This window comes from Gordonia sp. (in: high G+C Gram-positive bacteria), from assembly GCF_052106715.1.
GTDB lineage: Bacteria > Actinomycetota > Actinomycetes > Mycobacteriales > Mycobacteriaceae > Gordonia.
Genome location: NZ_JBQEDL010000022.1, coordinates 52,689 through 71,783 on the forward strand (window position 1 = coordinate 52,689; position 19,095 = coordinate 71,783).

A 19,095-nucleotide genomic window follows, 5' to 3' on the forward strand; every position below is an offset into this window, starting at 1 on the left:
GTGCTTCGCGTGTAGGCTACAACCACCCCCCGGGTCCAGCTCTGTCTCCCCCCCTTACTAGGTGCACGGTTTCTCCAATCCCCTCGCCCGGCGACCTGGGAGGCTCGACCGGCGATATATAAGGCTCGACAGGCGGCAGAGACGAAGCCGTGTAGACGGGCGTCGGCTCGGTGCGGCCACGGAGAGTCTCCTCGCGCCACAGCGTCCAGCGGGCAGCCTCATCGTCGGAGGCTGCGTCGATCACGCGCTTCGAGGCGACCGGATGACGCGAATCGTGCTTCGCGACCTCGGACAGGCGGGCGCTCTCGTTGACCGGATCGCCGATCACCGTGTACTCGAAGCGTTGGACGGCCCCGACGTTGCCCGCGACGACGGTGCCGTAGCTGACGCCGATCCCGGCGGACAGTTCGGGGACGTCGGCGGCGAGGCCGTCTGCGATCTCGCGAGAGGCCGCCAACGCGGACGACGCGGGATCGTCGATCCCGACGGGAGCCCCGAAGATCGCGAGGACGGCGTCGCCCTCGAACTTGTTGACGAGTCCGCCGTTCCGCTCGGTCACCTCGACGATGACCGCGAAGAAGCGATTGAGCAGTGCGACGACTTCGGTCGGCGATCGTTTCTCGGCGATCGTCGTCGAACCGATGACGTCGACGAACACGACGGCGACAGTCCTCTCGGAACCGCCTAGTTCGGGATCGCTGCGCAACGCCGCCGCCGCGACGTCGCGACCGACGTGCCTGCCGAACAGGTCGCGGAGGCGTTCCTGTTCGCGGAGTCCGCCGACCATCGTGTTGAAGCCGTACTGGAGCTCGCCGAGTTCCGAGCCGTCGTAAACGAGTAGGTCCACGTCTTGGCCGACGTCACCGTGGCGGACCGCGGACATCGCCGAGCGCACGCTGCGCAACGGCCCGGTGATGCTCCAGACGAACAGCATGGTGGATCCGAGCCCGACGCAGCCGGCGACCACAGCGAGCACCGTCACCGCGATGAGGACGTTGGCCGTGCTGGTATCCGGCCGTAGGACGCTGAACAGGACGACCAGGGTGATACCGGTCAGGGGGATCCCGGTACCGACGACCCACGAGTTGATCGCACGCGACCGGACCGAGCTTCCCTTGAGACCGAGCCCGGCCTCCATGATCTTGGCCCAGACCGGTCGCAACAGGATCTCGGTGTAGATACTCGCGATGGCGACGACGACCGTCGCGCACATCAGGACGATCAGCACGACCTTCGGGATCAGCGACGGGTCGACGAGCCCGTAGAGCAGCGCGAGCACGCCGGCCCCGCCGACCCAGAGCAGGCCCTGCAGCCACACCAGTCGTCGTTGGGCTCGACTCGCGCGATGCGCATCGTCGCTGGTGGGTGTCTCGTCGGAGATCGCCCACCGAACCGCCTTGACCGTCGACGCGGTACCTACCCAGACACCGACGACGAGCGCCACGACGATGTAGACGGGCACCCCGATGAAGTTGACGTAGATCAGATCTCTGCGGAGCAGCGACGGTTCGGGGATCCCGACGGCTCCGAGGCCGAGCGCGATGACGATGCCGATGACGTTCGCGAGCACGACCGCGAACGTGAGGAGTGTCTGGACTCGGAGCCGAGCGCTACGCGCGGACTGGTCGGCGGAACCGAGCAGCATGGAACCGTAGTCACGATTGAAGCTCGGCCGCCACACCTGTGCCGTCCTCGGTCAGACGATCTCGCGGCGCACGATCGTCTGATCGCGCCCCGGGCCGACACCGATGCACGAGATGTGCGCGCCCGACAGCTCTTCGAGCCGAAGGATGTAGGCCTGCGCGTTGGCAGGCAGATCCTCGAAGGTGCGGCAGCCGGAGATGTCCTCCCACCAGCCGGGCATCTCCTCGTAGATCGGCTTCGCGTGGTGAAATCCGGTCTGCGTCATCGGCATGTCGTCAACGCGCTCGCCGTCCACCTCATAGGCGACGCAGATCGGGACCGTCTCCAGACTCGACAGGACGTCGAGTTTGGTGAGGAAGTAGTCGGTGATGCCGTTGACGCGAGTCGCATAGCGCGCGACGACGGCGTCGAACCAGCCGCAACGACGTCCGCGGCCGGTGGTGACGCCGACCTCGCCGCCGGTCTTGGCGAGGAACTCGCCCCACTCGTCGAACAGCTCGGTCGGGAACGGGCCCGCACCGACGCGCGTCGTATACGCCTTGAGAATGCCGAGGACGGTGTCGATCCGGCCCGGGCCGATACCGGCGCCGACGGCCGCGCCACCCGCGGTCGGGTTCGACGACGTCACGTACGGGTAGGTGCCGTGATCGACGTCGAGCAACGTGCCCTGCGAGCCCTCGAGGAGGACGGTCTCGCCGCGCTCGAGCGCCTGGTTGAGGAGGAGCCGAGTATCGGAGATCCGGTGCTTGAAGCCTTCGGCGAGCTCGAGGGTCTCATCGACGACCTCCGCGGGATCGAGGCCTTTGCGGTTGTAGATCTTGGTGAGGATCTGGTTCTTCACCTCGAGAGCCGCCTCGACCTTCTGGGTGAGGATCTTCTCGTCCAGGACGTCGGCGACGCGGACACCGACACGCGCGATCTTGTCCTGGTAGCAGGGCCCGATGCCACGGCCCGTGGTGCCGATCTTGCTGTTGCCGAGGAATCGCTCGGTCACCTTGTCGATGGCAACGTGGTACGGCATCAACAGGTGGGCGTCGGCCGAGAGCATCAGCCGCGACGTGTCGACGTCGCGCTCTTCCAGGCCGCGAAGCTCACTGAGGAGGACGCTCGGGTCGACGACGACACCGTTGCCGATCACGTTGTTGACGCCGGGCGTCAGGATGCCGGACGGAATCAGGTGGAGCGCAAAGGTCTCCCCGTTCGGCAGGACAACGGTGTGTCCTGCATTGTTCCCACCCTGGTAGCGAACGACCCACTGCAGCTTGCCGCCGAGCAGATCCGTCGCTTTACCTTTGCCTTCGTCGCCCCACTGGGCGCCGATCAGCACAATCGCAGCCATAGTTCGGTGCTCCTCCTGTTCGCGTCCACCCTACTGGGTGCGGACGTGCCGTCAGACCCCGAGTCCACGGCGCCTACGTACCGCGCCGTTATCCTGGTAGCCGTGTCCTCTACTCACCTCGCCCCGACGACAGGTGCCGAGAACGGCCCGACACCTGCAGTTCTGGTTGCGCAGGCCCTCGAATACCCCGACTTGACTCGAATCATCGTCGCTCCTCCCGAAGTCGAAGAGTCCGGTGTCGAACCCGACGTGTTCCTGTCTGAGATCGTCGCCGCGGTCATGAAGCAAGACCGACTCGACGTCGAATTCGCTTATGTCGCACCGCATGAGACGCCGGCGACAAAGGCATACAACCTCAAGTACGGCGCCAATGCGATGGCACTCGCCGAGTCCGGCGTCGCGCACAGCCTGCCGTTGATCCGCGACGACGCCGCGACCGTCCTGGTCGGCCGCGCACGCCACCTGGGCGCAGACGGCGCCAAGCTGCACGGTGAGGCGTACGTCGATTCAGATCGCCTGTTCGACGGCGACGTGGACGCCGTGGAGATCGAGCCGATCCCGGAGGAGCCGGGAGTACGTGGGCGTGTCGCACGCTGGCTCCCCGGCGGGTGGAAGACCGGGCGGGCGGTACAGACCGGTGGCAGCAATCTGGTCGTCGAGCGCGAAGGCGTCGTCACCGAGCGTCTGGTCAAACGGTCGACCTTCTACCGGCATCACATCGACTGGAGACTGGTTTACCAGTGACGACACCGACCGCAGTCGCGCTGAAGTCGGTACGGCCCGGCGCCGTCTTCCTCGGTCTCTGCATCGCCTTCGGTGGCGGTGTGGCACTACTCGTCTCGTCGGGGCGCGACGATTCGGCGACCGCGACCCTCGGCGCGATACTGCTGGTTCTGTCCGGCTGGGTGATATCGCTGTGCCTGCACGAGTTCGGGCATGCGTTCACCGCGTTCCGGTACGGCGACCGCAACGCAGAGCTGCGCGGCTACCTGACGTTGAATCCGCTCAAGTACACGCATCCGGGTCTGTCGATCGCATTGCCGCTGCTGATCATCGCGTTGGGCGGCATCGGTTTTCCCGGCGGCGCCGTCTATGTAGATCACAGCGCTTTCACCAGAGCACAACGGACGAAGGTCGCGTTGGCCGGGCCTGGCGCGAACCTGATCCTCGGCGTCGTGCTGTGCATCGTGCTGACGGCGATGCCGTTGGCAGACGACCTCGGAAACCTCAACCTGTGGTCGTCGCTCGCGATGCTCGCCTTCCTTCAGTTCACCGCGTTGATCCTGAACCTGATCCCGGTGCCGGGGTTCGACGGATACCACGCGATCGAGCCGTACCTATCGTGGGATGTGCGTCGGTCTGCCGAGAAGATCGCGCCGTTCGGGTTCCTCATCGTGCTCGTCGTGCTGTGGTTTCCAGCGTTGAATCGTGCGTTCTTCGCGCTCGTCGAAGGGCTGATGGGACTGTTCGGCGTCGACTCGCTGTTCGTCTCGTACGGATGGCACCTGTTCGCGTTCTGGTTGTAGCGCCCGTACGGCGAGTTCTCACCAGGTCAGTTCGCCGGTGCATGCGGCCCGGCTGCCCGACGACTCGATCTGGACCGTCGCGTGTTCGAGGCCCCGGGCGTCGAGGACGGCACGTGCGTCCGCGAGTACTCGGGTGTGGTCGCCGAACGCGGTCAGGTGCACCGTCGCGACGTCCATGCCGGTGGTGACCGACCAGACGTGCAGATCGTGGACGTCGTCGACGCCGGGAACATCGGCCAGACGCGCGCGGAGGTCGGCGAGATCGATGTGCGACGGCGCCTGCTGGTTGAGGATCTTGAGCGCGTCGCGCGCGAGCTTCAGTGCGCGCGGGACCACCCAGAACGCGATGAGGACCGCGACGATGAGGTCGGCGTAGCCCCAACCTGTGGTGAGCGCGACGATGCCTGCGACCAGGACGCCGACACTGCCGACGGCGTCGGCGAGGACTTCCAGGTAGGCGCCACGGATCGCGATCGACCCCTCGGCGTCCGCTCGTAGCAGCAGCATCACGACGAGGTTGGCGACGAGCCCCAACACGGCCACGATGATCATCGGGCCGCCGGGTACCTCGGGGTCACTGCCGATGCGGCGGATCGCCTCGACGAGGACGAACACGCCGACGCCGATCAATAGGACCGCGTTGACGACGGCGGTGAATACTTCTGCGCGATACCAGCCGAAGCTGCGGCCGTCGGTGACGCGGCCGTGCCGAGCGAGGAGCAGAGCCGAGAGCCCCATGGTCAGGGCGACGACGTCGGTGAGCATGTGTCCTGCGTCGGCGACCAGCGCTAGTGACCCGAAGAGCAGGCCGGTGACGAGTTCGACGACGAAGAACCCGCCGATGATGCCTACCGACACCGCCATCGGCCAGATCCGACGATCGGTCGCCCCTGATGCCACATCGGCCGCACTGGGGCCGTGGCTGTGCCCCTCATGCCCGTGGTCACTACTCATGACCTCAATCTATGCGCACTACTGAATATGTCAAGGTTAGGGTGACCTGACCCTCATTGAGTCCGGTGTAACTGGGCGATCGCCGATGATCGTTTGAGGCCGGTGACCATCAGCATGTCCACGAGCAGCGAACGGAGTTCGACCAGCATGGCGGCCTCGGAGAGATCTTCGACGCCGTCCGCGAGGGAGGTGCGAGCCTTGCGTACGATCGACCGGATGACGCGCGCGGCGTCGGCTTGGTCCGGGCTGTCTCCCGGCTCGGCCATCATCATCGCCCGAAGAGTCTCGAAGCCGAGTTGAAGATCGTCGACGATGCCGATGATCTCTTGTTCCACCGCGACGCCCCGCTGCGTCACGCCCAATGCTCTACGGCAGATGACACGGAAGTTGCGGACCGCGTTGTCAATCGGGTCGGCGGTGGCGCCGATGCGCTCGATCCGTCGCCTGGAGGACCAGTACAGGGGAGACAGCCTGCTGACTTCACGGCCGGCCGTGACGCCCGCCCGCAGCGAGTCGATGGCGCCCTGGGTTCCTCTCGCGGTGGCCAGGACCCGGTAGATGCCCTCCTCGTCCTCAAGACGGAGCGCAAAGGCCAGGTCCGCGGACAGGTTGCGAAGTATCAAGAGGATCTCCGCCGCGTCTCGTCTGGCGCGACGAGCCGGGTTGACCGGGACGAGTGCGACCACGAGCAGTCCGACGCCGCCGCCGATGAGCGCATCGATGGCCCGCCCGAAGCTACCGGCGCCGGGCGGGATCAGCGTGGCGATCAGGACCGCAGACGACGACGCCTGGATCGGGATCATGACGCCCCGGTCGAGGAATACCGCGACGCTCATTGCGACGGCGACCACGACCGCGATCTGCCATGCTCCGGAGCCGAGGATCGAGATGCCGATGTCGCCGACGATGATCCCGATGAGGACACCGCCGATGAGTTCGACCGACCTCCGCCACCGTTTCGCAAGCGACAGCCCGAGGGAGACGACGGCGGCGATCGGCGCGAAGAACGGTCGTTCGTGGTGGACGACGTCGGCAGCGATCCACCAGGCCAGCCCGGCCGCGAGTGCGCATTGCAGGATCGGGACGAACGACAGCCAGAGCCGTCGGAGGCGAACCCTGAGGAACTTCGGGATCGCCGCCCCGAGGCGCGCCCGCATGCTCTGCAACGCCTGGTCACTCGCGTGGCCTGCGTCGCGGATCGTGCGGGCGGGATCCATATCGGGTCGGCGTCGCTTCAGTGTCTGGTCGGCGAGGTCAGTCGAGTCCGAGTTCAGTGATCGCGCGCGGGTCGCTGTCATTCAACAGGTCCAGGCACCGGGCGTACTCGTCTTCCTCACCGATGGCTTGGGCTGCACGGGCGAGAGCGCCGACACAGCGCAAGAACCCCTGGTTCTGCTCGTGGCTCCACGGAACGGGGCCGAACCCCTTCCATCCGTGGCGCCGGAGCTGGTCGAGGCCGCGGTGGTAGCCGGTTCGTGCGTAGGCGTACGCAGCGATAACACCGGCGGTGGCGGGCTCACCGTCGAGTGCAGCTTCAGCGAGGTACGCCCAGGCGACGGATGCGGTTGGGTGGGCTGCGGCCACAGCGGCCGGGTCCGCTCCGTTGAGCAGGTCCGATTCCGCTTCGTCGTCTCCGGTGAGGAGCGTGGGCTGGGGTCCGAGAAGGTCTCCGAATGAGGTCACACGGCCATTCAATCATTCATCCGGGCTGTCCGAGGAGACCGCAGCGGCAGTCATTCGATAGTCTCGACATCGCGCCTCGCGCGCTTTCAACCTCGACGCGATACAGGATTGAGTCAGATGCCTGATTCTGATAAAGAAAAACCAGCCGCCATCGACAAGGTGGTCGGCGCCTTCCGTGCACGCCGAGAGAAGGCGTCCGACGCGTCGCGCAGCGACGCGAAGACGCCGGAAGAGACCAGGCCCGAGAGCGCGGAGTCGACCGCGAGCGACTCCACCGAGGATGAGTCGGTCAAGAGCGAGGGCACGTCGGGACAGAGCACGTCGGGACAGGGCACGTCGGGACAGGGCACGTCGGGACAGGGACCGACCCCGGTGGTGAAGCTCGGCGACGACGAGAAGAAGGCTCCCGAGCCGAAGGGCGGCAGCTCCGAGTCTCCGACGCGCGCGTTCAAGATTCCCGCCAGCGTCGCGGGCGCAGCGGCAGCGAAGGGCTCCGAGACCCCCGACGTCGAAGACGGCACCGAGAGCTCCGACGTCGAAGACGGCACCGAGAGCTCCGACGTCGAAGACGGCACCGAAAACTCCGATGGCGACGAGACCGAGTCCGCCAAGGAGACCAGCGAGTCCGGCGAGGAGACCACCGGGCTGGCCGAGGAGACCGTCGTCGGCGAACCGACGTCCGCGAAGGCTCCCGAGTCCGACGACCGGGAACAAACGGAGACTCCGGCCAAGGCTGCTGTCGTGGAGCAGTCGGTCGATGTCGCCTCGGCCGACGACGTCGCCGACGGGGACGAGAACGACGCGGAGGACACCGACGTCGAAGAGACCGAAGCGGACGAGGCCGACCCCGACTCGAAAGACCCCGACTCGAAAGACGCTGACTCGAAAGACTCCCCTGACGAGGACTCCGACGACGAGCCCGACGACTCGGATTCCACACCGACTGCGCAGATCGCCGCGCCCGCAGCCGCAGCCGCGGCCGCGGGTGCTGCGACGGCGAAGATCAGCACCCAGAAGAAGCCGGCCTCGGACGCGTCGCCGGACGAGCGGGCACCTAAGGGCGAACCCCGCCCCCCGGCACCACAGGCTCAGTCCCAGGCGCCGCAGGCTCAGCCTCAGCAGCAGGCCAAGCCGAAGTCTCAGGCCGCTCCGCAGGTGATCGCACCGTCAGACGGTGCGGGCGAGAAGAGGGGCCGCGGCAAGTTGATCGCAGGCCTGATCGCGGCACTCATTGTCGTCGCCGCCATCGTTGTCGGCGCGTTCTACTTGTTCGCAGGCAATTCTCCGGAGTCCGAGGTCGCCGATGCAGCCTCCTCGTACCAGGACGCGATGAACGACGGCGATCTGTCGGAGCTGCGCGACATCACGTGCGGCGACGAGAACAAGTACTACACATCGGTCTCCGACGACGACTTCTCCAAGGCGTACGACACTCAGAAGTCTCGCAACGAGCTGATGACGTTCGACGAGGTCAACTCGGTGTCGATCGACGGGGACACCGCTCGGGCGGGCGTCGACATGTACAACACGAGCGACTCGAGTAAGAAGGTGCCCGCGCAGATCACCCTGCACAAGGTCGACGGCGACTGGAAGGTCTGCACCAAACTGAACTGACCGAGCGGCCGAACTGGGCCGACGGCATGAGCAGACGCAGCAGAAGGGGCGCCCGAATCATCGGGCGCCCCTTCTGCTGTGTCTCGGAAAGTCGGTCAGCGACCGATCGACTTACCCGTCGATCCGAGGTCGTTGCAGGCCTCGACGACACGTTCGGTCATCGACGCTTCAGCCTTCTTCAGGTAGCTGCGCGGGTCGTAAACCTTCTTGTTCCCCACTTCGCCGTCGATCTTCAGCACGCCGTCGTAGTTGCCAAGCATGTGTCCGGCGATCGGCCGAGTGAAGGCGTACTGGGTGTCGGTGTCGACATTCATTTTGATGACGCCGTAGCTGACGGCTTCTTCGATCTCGCTCTTGAGCGATCCGGACCCACCGTGGAAGACGAAGTCGAAGGGCTTCGCTTCGGCGTCGAGACCGAGCTTGGCGGTGGCCGCGTCCTGGCCCTGCTTGAGGACGGCCGGGCGCAGTTTGACGCCGCCCGGCTTGTAGACGCCGTGCACGTTGCCGAAGGTCGCGGCGAGTAGGTAGTGGCCGTTCTCGCCGGTTCCGAGGGCATCGACGGTCTTCTCGAAGTCTTCGACCGACGTGTACAGCTTCTCGTTGATCTCGTTCTCGACACCGTCCTCTTCACCTCCGACGACACCGATCTCGACTTCGAGGACGATTTTCGCAGCCTTGGCTGCGGCCAACAGTTCCTTCGCGATCTCGAGGTTCTCGTCGATCGGCACGGCCGAGCCGTCCCACATGTGCGACTGGAACAGCGGGTTCTGTCCGTTGGCGACGCGCTCACGGGAGATCTCGATGAGCGGACGCACGAAGCCGTCGAGCTTGTCCTTCGGGCAGTGATCGGTGTGCAGCGCGATCGACACGTCGTACTTGTCGGCGACGACGTGCGCGAATTCGGCGAGTGCGACCGCGCCGGTCACCATGTCCTTGACTCCCAGGCCGGAACCGAACTCGGCTCCGCCGGTGGAGAACTGGATGATGCCGTCGCTGCCTGCATCGGCGAAGCCCTTGATGGCTGCGTTGATCGTCTCGGACGACGTGCAGTTGATGGCCGGGAAGGCGTAACCATCGTTCTTCGCCTTGGCGAGCATCTCTGCATACTTCTCGGGTGTTGCGATGGGCATACTCACGTCCTGTCGAGCCTGGTGGAGGTCTCCACTTTGTATTACGGGGTTCCTCCACAGTTTGCCAGGTCACGTTCGGTTCGGTGTCACACCCCACCACCGGGCGCTTTAAGGTTTCTGGAAGGTTTCACCGGTAGGGTTGGGGCCTGTGATCGACACTCTTCTCGCCGAGACCACCTCGAATGTGGCATTGATGCCCGGCTTCATGGACCCGTTCAACCTGATCGGATATTTCGGGCCCGTCGCGTTCTGGGGCCTTCTCCTCGTGATCCTCATCGAGTCCGGTGTGCTGTTCCCGGTTCTGCCCGGCGACTCTCTGCTGTTCGTGGCCGGACTCATCGCTGCAGGCAGTCAAACCGGTGAGCACGCCGAGAAGGTCGCAGACTCGGGGCTCACGTTGTGGCCGCTGCTGATCGGAGTCCCGATCGCCGGCATCATCGGCGGGCAGATCGGCTATTGGATCGGCCGCTACGTCGGTACGTCGATGTTCAAACCCGACGCCCGCTTCCTCAAGCAGCGCTATCTCGACGAGGCGCATCAGTTCTTCGAGAAGCACGGGCCGATCATGATCTTCCTGGCCCGCTTCGTGCCGATCGTGCGCACGCTCGCCCCGATCGTCGCGGGTGCCGCGCGTATGAAGTTCGCGGTCTTCACCGTCTACAACGTCGTCGGTGCCATCGTCTGGGGTGCGGGCATCGTCCTGCTCGGCTACTGGCTCGGCCAGTTCGAGATCGTCCAGAAGTTGATCGAGCCGATCTTCATCGTGATCGTTCTCGTCTCGGTACTGCCGATGGTCTTCGAGTGGCTCCGCCGCCGCCGTAACGGCAAGAACGAGGACGACGCGGTCGCTGCTGAGTAAGACCACCGCCGGTCGAGCAGACCTCTGCTGGTCGAGCGGAGTCCGAGACCCGGGCACCGCCGGTCGATCAGACCACCGCCGGTCGAGCGGACCTCTGCTGGTCGAGCGGAGTCGAGACCTCCCAGCCGATGCACACACGAACCGCAGGGCAGTTCCAAGGTTCGGGCGAGATCGTTGAGGCATGCAGAATCACACGATTTCCCCGGCCGATATTCCGTTGCTCGTCATCGATGACGACACCGCCTCCCGACTCGCACATGAGCTGACGTCAACGGGCCGACCGGTGGCGATCGTCGGCCGCGACTACCGTTCAGTGGTCCCTTTCATGGTCGGCCGCTCCGGGTACACGGTCGCACTCGTCGCGGACGTCGACGATCCGATCCAGTTGGCCGACGTGTTCGACCGGGTCGAGTCCCGACTCGGTCCGGTGACGCGAACGCTCCGCGTCAAATGATCGAGCCGACGTCGGCGGCGACGATGCGGTCCAGTGCGCGTTCGGCGACGGCGGCGATCGTCATCGACGGATTGCAGGCGCCCGCGGTTCCGGGGATCAGCGCGCCGTCGATCACGTAGAGCCCCTTCTGGCCGTGCACGCGCCCTTCCAGGTCGCACACCGCTCCCATCGCGGCTCCGCCGAGAGGATGCCACGTGGTGTCGAGGAAGCGGTTGGAATCGGTGAGCACCGATCCTCCGCCTGCGATCCTGGTCGCCGTCGGATGGATGTGCCCCCACTGGATCCTTCGGTCGCCGTCCGCGGGCCAGTACAGGTGGGAATCGCCCGTGGACGCGTCGTATCGCAGACCGCCGCGCGACCGGCTCACGCCGTACCCGACCATCATGGTGCTGTGCACGTCGACGCCGAACGACGGGATCGACGCCTGGATCACGGTATGCGCAGAGTCGGCCCGGTCCCAGTTCAAGCTGCCGAACACGACGGGGCCACCCTGGGTGGCGCCGAAATCGAAGTTCGGATTGCTCCACACGTAGATGCGGTCTGCGTTAGTCCCCCACCCGGTGCCGAGCGCGTCGGGCAGGTCGACACCGCCTGCCTCACGTGCACGCAGCAGCAGCCGCGTCGTGTGGACACTGCCCGCAGACATCACGAGGGCTCGTGCGGTCATGGTCTTGTGCGCGACCGGATCACCGTTCTCATCGGTCTGCGTCACCGCCAGTTTCCACCGCCCGTCCTTCGTCTGTGTCACCTCGGACACCTCGTGCAGGGTCGCGACAGTCAGTAGCCCGGTGGCTCGAGCCTGCGCGATGTAGTTGGTGTCGACGCTGTGCTTGCCACCGTTGTTGACGCCGAGCGCACCGGAGCCGTCCGTGTACGATGGCCGCATCTTGCCTGCGATCTCATCGAGCGCGTACCGCCAGTCGATCGGCATTGGAATCTTCGACACCGGAAGCCCGGCCTTACGCGCTCGCGACGCGAACAGCCGCGCCGCTTTGTATTCGGGAGTGCGGATGAGCGAATCGGGTGCGGTCTGCAACTGCAGCATCTTCCATACGCGCGGATAGTAGGTGGCGTGCATGCGGACCCAGTCGAGTTGTTCGGGCAGGTACTCGTTGAATACGTGCTCTGCCGGCTCGAGTGACATCCCTTGGTAGAGAAGGCTTCCGCCGCCGAGCCCGGCCGCCGTCACCGCCGTCATGTTGTCACCGACCATTGCGTCGACAAGGCCTGCGTACGGTTCCGGTGAGAACGGGCGACCGAACAGCGTCGGCGCGCTCTTATGCCACAACATCCTCTTGTCCGGGTTGGTGGGACTGGGGAACGTGCGGGCGTTGGGCCCGGTCTTCCATTCGCGGCCTCGCTCGAGAAGCAGCACCCGCACACCTGCCCTCGTGAGGCGCAACGCGGTGACCGCTCCGCCGAAGCCGGAGCCGACGACGATGACGCGGTGATCCGATGTCTCGGTCCGCACACGGCGCGGCGCCGCGCTCGCGTGCGGACTCATCGCGAGCCCTGCAGCAGACGATCCGGCGGCCAGGGCACCGGCGAGAAATGTTCGACGTGAGACGGGCATGCGACGTAGGAACCTTTCGATGGGGAACAATGAAGCGAACGAAGGGGTACGGGTGAGCGGTGATCGGGGTGTGAAGGACCGGGGAGTGAAGGCCGAGGAGACGCGTCAACGCCTACTCGCGTGCGCCGAGCGTCTGTTCGCCGAGCAGGGTCTCGACGCCGTGTCGAACCGCCAGATCAGCGAGGGCGCTGGCCAGGCGAACAACTACGCAGTCGGATACCACTTCGGTTCGCGCACAGAGCTTCTGCGCACGCTGCTGCGCATGCACGTGGAACGTCTCGATGTCATCCGACAGCGAAACATCGACGACATCGGGACATCGACGGAGTTGCGAGATTGGCTGCGGTGCCTGATCGCGCCGCAATTGGAGTACATCGGGACCGGGCCCGGCGTGAGCTACTTCGGTCAGTTCTGGTTGGCGATGGCCACCAGTCCGGCGACCGCGCCCGTCCTGTACACCGAAGCGGCACGATCGGAGTCGCTCGCGGTGACGTTGGCGGGCATGTACGCGGCGCTGCCTCCGCTCGCGGAGGAGACAGTTCGAGTTCGCAACCTGATGACGCAGAACATCCTGATCACGACTTTCGCCGACTTCGAACGCAGAAGGAACGAACTCGGAGCCTCCGACTCGACGTCGTGGCAGGGATTCTCAGATGCAATGGTCGACGGACTCGTCGGCTTGTGGTCGGCACCGGTGACAACCGGCTGACCATCGGTCGCGAAAGACCACCTCCTCACATGTTCTTGTGCCGTACGGCACACTCGTCAATAGTCAGTCACTCGACTTAACCATGGAAGAGGCGACGTTGGATTGTGACTCATTTCACTACTCGCGTAGTGTCCGACCGGTGAGCGATATGAATACGCAGATCATCGAAGAGTTCCGAGCCAACGACGGGCGGGTCGGCGGACCGTTCGAAGGCGCCCCCATGATCCTCATCCACCACGTCGGCCGAAGGTCGGGCAAACAGAGCGTCGCCCCGCTCATGTACCTGCCGGACGACGACGATCCCGCCGTCGTCTACATCTTCGCGTCGAAAGCCGGGGCGCCGACGAACCCCGCGTACTACTACAACCTCGTCGATGCGGGTCGCGCGACGGTCGAGATCGGCACCGAGACGTTCGACGTGACGGTCACCGAGGTGACCGGCGCCGACCGCGACCGAATCTACGCCGAGCAGGCCAGTCGCTACCCTGGATTCGCCGAGTACGAGGAGAAGACAAAAGGTGTCCGCGTCATCCCAGTCCTCAAACTGACACGGAGCTGACGAGGCCGCCCGGCCCGACCCCTCACCACGCCTGATCGAGATCCGCGTGCGCCGCGATCCAACGGTGCATGACGATTCCCGCGGCCACACCCGCGTTGATGCTGCGAGTCGATCCGAACTGAGCGATCGACACCGTCATCGCCGCGACCTCCTGCGCCTGTTCGCTGACGCCGGGCCCCTCCTGGCCGAACAGCAGGACGCAGCGGCGCGGAAGCTCGACGGTCTCCAAACGGGACGCGCCCGGAGTGTTGTCGACAGCGACCACCACGAGGTCATTCTCGCGCGCCCACGCCACGAGGTCATCGACGTTCTCGTGGTGGCGCAGATGTTGGTACCGGTCGGTGACCATCGCGCCGCGTCGATTCCAACGACGCCGCCCGACGATGTGGACTTCGGCGGCGAGGAAGGCATTCGCAGTGCGGACCACGGTGCCGATATTGGAGTCGTGCGCCCAGTTCTCGATGGCGACGTGGAAGTCGTGGCGGCGGGTGTCGAGGTCGGCGACGATCGCCTCTCGCGAGAAATAGCGATACGCGTCGACTACGTTGCGACGGTCACCGTCGGCGACCAAATCCGGGTCGAGACGCGGATCGTCTGCAGCGACGCCGGGACGTTCGGCCGCCCACGGACCGACCCCGACGGTCGGCGCGACGCCGGTCGCCCACTCGGTGGGGCCTGCACTGTCCGGATTCGGGGAGCCTGCGCCGTCCACGTCCTCGGGGTCGAAGTCAGGCAAGACCGAGGTCGGCCAGGCCGAGCAGCGAACGGTACGGAACCCCGAGCCCGGCGATGACCTCATCGGCGCCGGTCGCGCGGTCGACGACTGTTGCGACGCCGACGACTGTTGCGCCTGCTTCGCGTGCGGCTTCGACAGCCTGCGACGGCGACGCTCCCGTAGTCGAAGTGTCTTCTACGACAAGGACTTTGCGGCCAGCGATGTCCGGCCCCTCGATGCGACGCTGCATACCGTGCGTCTTCGCGGCTTTGCGGACGACGAAGGTGTCGATCGAGCGGCCGTCGGCGTGCATGATCGACGTCGCGACCGGGTCGGCACCGAGGGTGAGACCACCGACAGACGCGTAGTCCCAGTCGGCGGTCAGCTCACGCATCAGCGTGCCGATGAGTCGACTCGCTTCGTGGTGCAGCGTGGCACGTCGCAGATCGACGTAGTAGTCGGCTTCTTTTCCGGACGAGAGGGTCACCTTGCCGTGGACGACGGCGAGTTCGGTGACGAGTTCGGCCAGGCGTGCGCGGGCAGCGGCGGCGTCCGACATCGGTGTCCTTTTCGAATGAGTGCGCGACGCGTCAGCGGCTGCGCGGATCGTTCAGCGGCGGGAGGTTCGGCGGATCCATGCGAGGCGCACGCGGAGCAGGCGTCGGCCGAGTCGGGTCCGGAGCACCGGGCTGCGGTGCGGGCCTACGGAACGGCTCCACGCGGGACGGCTCGTCCGATGCGGGTGCGGGCCGCGCAGCGGGACGTGTCGGCGGGCGCGGGGTCTTGTCGAGCAACGACTCATTGTGGCCTGCATCGCCTAATCTCGCCGCCTCAGCGGCTTCGGCGCGGCGACGGCGCTCCTTGTCGCGCAACGACTCCGTCTTCTCGTCCGCGAGCTCTTCCCGGATCGGGCCGTGCGGGTCGCGCGGGTCCGGCGAATCCTGCGGATCGACGGCGGGCGGCAGCACGCGCAGCAGATCCGCGAAGCGGCGAACCGAGTCGAGTGCGACGTCGAGTCGCTCATCGTCGGTGGTGACCGGCATCGAGCCGAGGACCCAGTTGCCTTCGTTCCACAGGATCTCGAGGTAGTCGGGCGCCTCCGTCGCGAGCGTCACCATGCGGCGATCGCACACCCGGCGCGCGGCGTCGAGATTGCTCGCGAACATGACACGCGAGCCCATCGCGCCGAGGAGGTCGACATCGTCTTCAGCCGGCGCGAGGACGTCTTCGTACCGGAGGTCGACGGTGACCGACGAGGCGGCCGGACGTCGGACGGCGACCACGGTGGCGGTCTCCTCCAGGTCGAACACGACCGCTTCGGCGCCCTCGTAGACGCCGTAAGCCACGTCGCGCACTTGCACGTGGTCCGGCGCGTCCATGGCGGCACGCTTGAAGACGGTGCGCAGCTTGCTGTCGCTGTCGCGGAACTTGAAGGAGTGCGTCTCGCCCCACACTGCACGCTGGTGGTGGACCTGTTCGGACCGGTTACGGTCAAGCCACAACAGAACCGCCGCACCGGCCAGTGCGAGCGCCGCAATCACGAAATAGACAATGGTCATCACCGATATCCTACTATCGAACGTCCCGCGAACCATGCACGACTCGAACGCCGCCGAAGGGAACCCGATGACCGAACGACGCGACGACGCCATCGCCGCGCTGATTGAGACGGTCGACGCCACGGCAATCGAAGCGCTGACCTGCGCGTTGATCGCCGAGCCGAGCGTCAACCCCGGCGGGACGGAAGCGTCGACGGCGGCCGTGTTGGCCGACGCGTGCCGCGCCGCCGAGTTCGCAGTAGACGTCGTCGAGGCCGCTCCGGGACGTCCGAACCTCGTCGCGGCCACCCCGAACGCAGGCACCGGCCCGGGTCTGATGTTCCTCGGTCACTCCGACGTGGTGCCCGCCGGGCCGGGATGGTCGGCAGATCCGTTCGTGCCCCGCCGGGACGGCGATCTGATCATCGGACGCGGCGCGTCGGACATGAAGGGCGGGATCGCCGCGGTGGTCGCGGCGATGACGGCGTTGTCGCGGGCCGGCGATTTCGGGCTCGCACCCTCGGGCCCGGTCCAATTGGTCGTCACGGTCGACGAGGAGGAGCACGGCACGGGCGTGCGTCATCTGGTCGAGAATCCGAATCTCTACCGCCGGTCGAGTCCCCGTGGCCGGTCGAGCGGAGTCGAGACCTACGCGGGGTGCATCGTCGCCGAGCCGACCCGGATGGAAGTCGTGCGCGGATGCCGGGGCGCGTCGTACTTCGAGATCGAGGTGACCGGGCGCGCCGCCCACTCGGGACGGCCGAGCGACGGTGTCAGCGCCATCGACGCCGCCGCCCGCGTCATCGATGTGATCCGCGCCGACCAGGACAGACTGGCCGCCGAACCGGATCCACTCCTCGGCTTCGGCACGTGGAACGTCGGAACCATCCAGGGCGGACAAGGCATCTCGGTGGTCGCACCGTCGTGCTCACTCGGCGTGGACCGACGACTGATGCCCGGCGAGGACGTCCACGAGATCCGGGATCGGCTGCTTGCGGACATCCATGCCGCTGGGATCATCGTCGACGGGATCGACGTTGAGGTCACGCCGACGATGTTCTTGCCCGGCTTCGCAACCGACGACGATCATCCATTGGTGTCGGCGGCGTCGAGGGCCGCGCTCGACGCTCCGGTCGGTGGCTGGACGGCCGCCTGCGACGGCGGTTTCATCAGTACTTCGCTCGGCATTCCCACCGTGGTGCTCGGCCCCGGTGATATCAACACTCAGGCTCACCAGCCCGACGAGTCCGTCGGACTGTCGGAGCTGGTGTTCGCCGCACAGAGTTACGTACGCGCCGCAATGGACCTGCTGACCGACTCGTAACCGGCAACAGTCTCGCAGTCAGACCACGTCGTGAACGCGGACCTCGACGGTTCCCGCTGCCCCGCGTCGAAGTCGTGAGCCCAGGACAGTCAGTCGACCGAAGATCCCGTACTTCTTGACGATCAGGTCGCCTGCCCGGGAACCGTCGTCGTTCACTGTTCCGATCCCCGCGACTTGCGGCCCCACGGCCTTGGATCCACGCGCGTCGCACTTCTGGACGAGCACCCGGTTGTCGCGGCGGAGTCGCTTGACCTTCCACGAGTCGCGGACGGTCCACATGACGAGGTCGTTTCCGTCCCGGACCGCCCACAACGGCGACGCCACGGACTCGCCGGTCTTCCGATAGGTGGTCAACATGACGTACTTCGCTTCGGCGATCTCCCCGACTGTGGTCATCGCCCCAGCCTACTGACGCTTCGCCCAACCGCTAGTCAAGCGGAGTCGAGACCAGCGCTCCCGTCCGCTAGTCAAGCGGAGTCGAGACCAGCGCTCCCGTCCGCTGGTCGAGCGGAGTCGAGACCGGGATCTCGACTCCGCTCGATCAGCGCGTAAGAGAGCCTCGCTCACCGCGCGAGGAGCGCTCGATCAGCGCGTGAAGAATCAGGCTCAACGTGTGGCGATTGCCCCGCCTACGCCTCGACTTCGGAGCGGTCGCCGCTCCACAGAGTGTGGAATGAACCCTCTCTGTCGGTCCGGCGGTAGGTGTGGGCGCCGAAGAAGTCGCGCTGCCCCTGGACGAGGGCTGCGGGCAGACGCTCGGCGCGCAGGCCGTCGTAGTACGAGAGCGACGACGCGAACGCCGGTACCGGGATGCCCATTAGGGTCGCGGTGGAGACGACACGTCGCCAACTGTCGACGGCGTTCTCGACGGCGTCGCGGAAGTACGGATCGAGCAACAGGCTCGGCAGTTCCGCGTTCTCCGCGTACGCGTCACGGATGCGGTTGAGGAACTTCGCGCGGATGATGCAGCCGCCGCGCCAGATGGTCGCGAGGTCGCCGGGCTTGACGTCCCAGCCGTGTTCGACGCTGCCCGCTTTGATCTGGTCGAAGCCTTGCGCGTAAGCGACCACCTTCGATGCGTACAGCGCGTTCTTGATGTCCTCGACGAACGCGTCCTTGTCGGTCGGAGCCGCGGCGAGCGTGCCGGAGGCGAGTCCCTGCGCCTGCTTGCGCTGGTCGCCGGCGCTCGACAGTGCACGCGCGAAGACCGCTTCGCCGATACCGGTGACCGGGATGCCGAGATCGAGCGCCGACTTGACGGTCCAACGACCGGTGCCCTTCTGTCCTGCGGCGTCGACGATCACGTCGACGAGCGGCTTACCGGTCGTGGCGTCGACCTGTGCGAGGACCTCGGCGGTGATCTCGATCAGGTAGGAGTCGAGGTCGCCGGTGTTCCACGTGCGGTAGACGTCGGCGATCTCGTCGACGGGAAGGTCGAGCGCCTTACGCATCAGATCGTAAGCCTCGCCGATGA

At 66.1% G+C, this 19,095-nt stretch carries 19 protein-coding genes and 1 pseudogene; 8 read left to right on the plus strand and 12 right to left on the minus strand.

Annotated elements, in window-relative coordinates; translation table 11 throughout:
- Nucleotides 1-16: 16 nt before the first annotated feature.
- Both ACTIMF_RS12445 and ACTIMF_RS12450 read right to left on the minus strand, forming a co-directional pair.
- Nucleotides 17-1,645, minus strand: a complete 1,629-nt coding sequence (locus ACTIMF_RS12445; protein WP_442350606.1) for an adenylate/guanylate cyclase domain-containing protein — start codon at nt 1,643-1,645, stop codon at nt 17-19.
- Between the two features lie 51 nt (nt 1,646-1,696).
- On the minus strand, nt 1,697-2,983 hold the full coding sequence (locus tag ACTIMF_RS12450; protein WP_442350607.1) for an adenylosuccinate synthase: 1,287 nt from the start codon (nt 2,981-2,983) through the stop codon (nt 1,697-1,699).
- Between the two features lie 102 nt (nt 2,984-3,085).
- Here ACTIMF_RS12450 and ACTIMF_RS12455 point away from each other — a divergent pair, with 102 nt between their 5' ends.
- Nucleotides 3,086-3,727, plus strand: a complete 642-nt coding sequence (locus ACTIMF_RS12455; RefSeq protein ID WP_442350608.1) for a hypothetical protein — start codon at nt 3,086-3,088, stop codon at nt 3,725-3,727.
- The gene (locus ACTIMF_RS12460) at nt 3,724-4,509 is read left to right on the plus strand and encodes a site-2 protease family protein (protein ID WP_442350609.1); all 786 of its coding nucleotides are present in this window, start codon (nt 3,724-3,726) and stop codon (nt 4,507-4,509) included. The genes ACTIMF_RS12455 and ACTIMF_RS12460 overlap by 4 nt, the downstream gene beginning before the upstream one ends.
- A gap of 18 nt (nt 4,510-4,527) precedes the next feature.
- Here ACTIMF_RS12460 and ACTIMF_RS12465 read toward each other — a convergent pair whose 3' ends face one another.
- The 3 genes from ACTIMF_RS12465 to ACTIMF_RS12475 all read right to left on the minus strand — a co-directional run bounded on the left by ACTIMF_RS12465 (nt 4,528) and on the right by ACTIMF_RS12475 (nt 7,146).
- Nucleotides 4,528-5,463: a cation diffusion facilitator family transporter gene (locus tag ACTIMF_RS12465; protein WP_442350610.1), complete on the minus strand. Its 936-nt coding sequence runs from the start codon at nt 5,461-5,463 to the stop codon at nt 4,528-4,530.
- 53 nt (nt 5,464-5,516) lie between these two features.
- Nucleotides 5,517-6,620, minus strand: a complete 1,104-nt coding sequence (locus ACTIMF_RS12470; RefSeq protein ID WP_442350627.1) for an FUSC family protein — start codon at nt 6,618-6,620, stop codon at nt 5,517-5,519.
- A 97-nt stretch (nt 6,621-6,717) separates the two neighbouring features.
- Nucleotides 6,718-7,146, minus strand: a complete 429-nt coding sequence (locus ACTIMF_RS12475; RefSeq protein ID WP_442350611.1) for a DUF3151 domain-containing protein — start codon at nt 7,144-7,146, stop codon at nt 6,718-6,720.
- A 117-nt stretch (nt 7,147-7,263) separates the two neighbouring features.
- Here ACTIMF_RS12475 and ACTIMF_RS12480 point away from each other — a divergent pair, with 117 nt between their 5' ends.
- Nucleotides 7,264-8,760, plus strand: coding sequence for an Rv0361 family membrane protein (locus ACTIMF_RS12480; RefSeq protein ID WP_442350612.1), 1,497 nt, complete (start codon nt 7,264-7,266; stop codon nt 8,758-8,760).
- Nucleotides 8,761-8,855: 95 nt separating this feature from the next.
- Here ACTIMF_RS12480 and fbaA read toward each other — a convergent pair whose 3' ends face one another.
- Nucleotides 8,856-9,890, minus strand: coding sequence for a class II fructose-bisphosphate aldolase (fbaA, locus tag ACTIMF_RS12485; RefSeq protein WP_442350613.1), 1,035 nt, complete (start codon nt 9,888-9,890; stop codon nt 8,856-8,858).
- Between the two features lie 148 nt (nt 9,891-10,038).
- On the opposite strand from fbaA, the gene ACTIMF_RS12490 reads away from it, so the two are divergent.
- Complete coding sequence (locus ACTIMF_RS12490) at nt 10,039-10,749, plus strand: DedA family protein (RefSeq protein WP_442350614.1); 711 nt, start codon at nt 10,039-10,041, stop codon at nt 10,747-10,749.
- Nucleotides 10,750-10,930: 181 nt separating this feature from the next.
- Nucleotides 10,931-11,203: a hypothetical protein gene (locus ACTIMF_RS12495; protein WP_442350615.1), complete on the plus strand. Its 273-nt coding sequence runs from the start codon at nt 10,931-10,933 to the stop codon at nt 11,201-11,203.
- Here the strand turns inward: ACTIMF_RS12495 and ACTIMF_RS12500 are convergent.
- Nucleotides 11,196-12,776, minus strand: a complete 1,581-nt coding sequence (locus tag ACTIMF_RS12500) for a GMC oxidoreductase (protein ID WP_442350616.1) — start codon at nt 12,774-12,776, stop codon at nt 11,196-11,198. The two genes, ACTIMF_RS12495 and ACTIMF_RS12500, sit on opposite strands and share 8 nt — an antisense overlap.
- Nucleotides 12,777-12,828: 52 nt before the next feature.
- Here ACTIMF_RS12500 and ACTIMF_RS12505 point away from each other — a divergent pair, with 52 nt between their 5' ends.
- Both ACTIMF_RS12505 and ACTIMF_RS12510 read left to right on the plus strand, forming a co-directional pair.
- Entirely contained in the window at nt 12,829-13,485 is a 657-nt protein-coding gene (locus tag ACTIMF_RS12505) for a TetR/AcrR family transcriptional regulator (protein WP_442350617.1), read from the plus strand.
- A 148-nt stretch (nt 13,486-13,633) separates the two neighbouring features.
- Nucleotides 13,634-14,044 (plus strand): nitroreductase family deazaflavin-dependent oxidoreductase, encoded by a 411-nt coding sequence (locus ACTIMF_RS12510; protein ID WP_442350628.1) that lies wholly within the window; start codon nt 13,634-13,636, stop codon nt 14,042-14,044.
- A 22-nt stretch (nt 14,045-14,066) separates the two neighbouring features.
- Here ACTIMF_RS12510 and ACTIMF_RS12515 read toward each other — a convergent pair whose 3' ends face one another.
- From ACTIMF_RS12515 to ACTIMF_RS12525, 3 genes are read right to left on the minus strand one after another with little or no spacing between them, the layout of a single operon-like run.
- Nucleotides 14,067-14,780: a TrmH family RNA methyltransferase gene (locus ACTIMF_RS12515; RefSeq protein WP_442350618.1), complete on the minus strand. Its 714-nt coding sequence runs from the start codon at nt 14,778-14,780 to the stop codon at nt 14,067-14,069.
- A complete protein-coding gene (pyrE, locus tag ACTIMF_RS12520) occupies nt 14,773-15,318 on the minus strand; it encodes an orotate phosphoribosyltransferase (RefSeq protein WP_442350619.1) in 546 nt (181 codons plus the stop codon). Before pyrE ends, ACTIMF_RS12515 begins: the two co-directional genes overlap by 8 nt.
- Nucleotides 15,319-15,349: 31 nt before the next feature.
- Nucleotides 15,350-16,318, minus strand: a complete 969-nt coding sequence (locus ACTIMF_RS12525; protein WP_442350620.1) for a hypothetical protein — start codon at nt 16,316-16,318, stop codon at nt 15,350-15,352.
- A 67-nt stretch (nt 16,319-16,385) separates the two neighbouring features.
- Here ACTIMF_RS12525 and ACTIMF_RS12530 point away from each other — a divergent pair, with 67 nt between their 5' ends.
- On the plus strand, nt 16,386-17,621 hold the full coding sequence (locus tag ACTIMF_RS12530) for a M20 family metallopeptidase (RefSeq protein WP_442350621.1): 1,236 nt from the start codon (nt 16,386-16,388) through the stop codon (nt 17,619-17,621).
- Nucleotides 17,622-17,639: 18 nt separating this feature from the next.
- On the opposite strand, the gene ACTIMF_RS12535 is transcribed toward ACTIMF_RS12530, so the two are convergent.
- Both ACTIMF_RS12535 and ACTIMF_RS12540 read right to left on the minus strand, forming a co-directional pair.
- Entirely contained in the window at nt 17,640-18,017 is a 378-nt protein-coding gene (locus ACTIMF_RS12535) for a PPOX class F420-dependent oxidoreductase (RefSeq protein WP_442350622.1), read from the minus strand.
- 233 nt (nt 18,018-18,250) lie between these two features.
- A pseudogene (locus tag ACTIMF_RS12540) lies at nt 18,251-19,095 on the minus strand (NADP-dependent phosphogluconate dehydrogenase); the annotation flags it as partial.

What these genes read in the sequence shown, in the direction of transcription:
- pyrE (WP_442350619.1), bottom strand. Translation starts at nt 15,318, where the DNA reads ATGTCGGACGCCGCCGCTGCCCGCGCACGCCTGGCCGAACTCGTCACC.
- ACTIMF_RS12500 (WP_442350616.1), bottom strand. Translation starts at nt 12,776, where the DNA reads ATGCCCGTCTCACGTCGAACATTTCTCGCCGGTGCCCTGGCCGCCGGA.
- ACTIMF_RS12465 (WP_442350610.1), bottom strand. Translation starts at nt 5,463, where the DNA reads ATGAGTAGTGACCACGGGCATGAGGGGCACAGCCACGGCCCCAGTGCG.
- ACTIMF_RS12450 (WP_442350607.1), bottom strand. Translation starts at nt 2,983, where the DNA reads ATGGCTGCGATTGTGCTGATCGGCGCCCAGTGGGGCGACGAAGGCAAA.
- ACTIMF_RS12445 (WP_442350606.1), bottom strand. Translation starts at nt 1,645, where the DNA reads ATGCTGCTCGGTTCCGCCGACCAGTCCGCGCGTAGCGCTCGGCTCCGA.
- ACTIMF_RS12480 (WP_442350612.1), top strand. Translation starts at nt 7,264, where the DNA reads ATGCCTGATTCTGATAAAGAAAAACCAGCCGCCATCGACAAGGTGGTC.
- fbaA (WP_442350613.1), bottom strand. Translation starts at nt 9,890, where the DNA reads ATGCCCATCGCAACACCCGAGAAGTATGCAGAGATGCTCGCCAAGGCG.
- ACTIMF_RS12470 (WP_442350627.1), bottom strand. Translation starts at nt 6,620, where the DNA reads ATGCGGGCGCGCCTCGGGGCGGCGATCCCGAAGTTCCTCAGGGTTCGC.
- ACTIMF_RS12510 (WP_442350628.1), top strand. Translation starts at nt 13,634, where the DNA reads ATGAATACGCAGATCATCGAAGAGTTCCGAGCCAACGACGGGCGGGTC.
- ACTIMF_RS12535 (WP_442350622.1), bottom strand. Translation starts at nt 18,017, where the DNA reads ATGACCACAGTCGGGGAGATCGCCGAAGCGAAGTACGTCATGTTGACC.
- ACTIMF_RS12530 (WP_442350621.1), top strand. Translation starts at nt 16,386, where the DNA reads ATGACCGAACGACGCGACGACGCCATCGCCGCGCTGATTGAGACGGTC.
- ACTIMF_RS12495 (WP_442350615.1), top strand. Translation starts at nt 10,931, where the DNA reads ATGCAGAATCACACGATTTCCCCGGCCGATATTCCGTTGCTCGTCATC.
- ACTIMF_RS12525 (WP_442350620.1), bottom strand. Translation starts at nt 16,318, where the DNA reads ATGACCATTGTCTATTTCGTGATTGCGGCGCTCGCACTGGCCGGTGCG.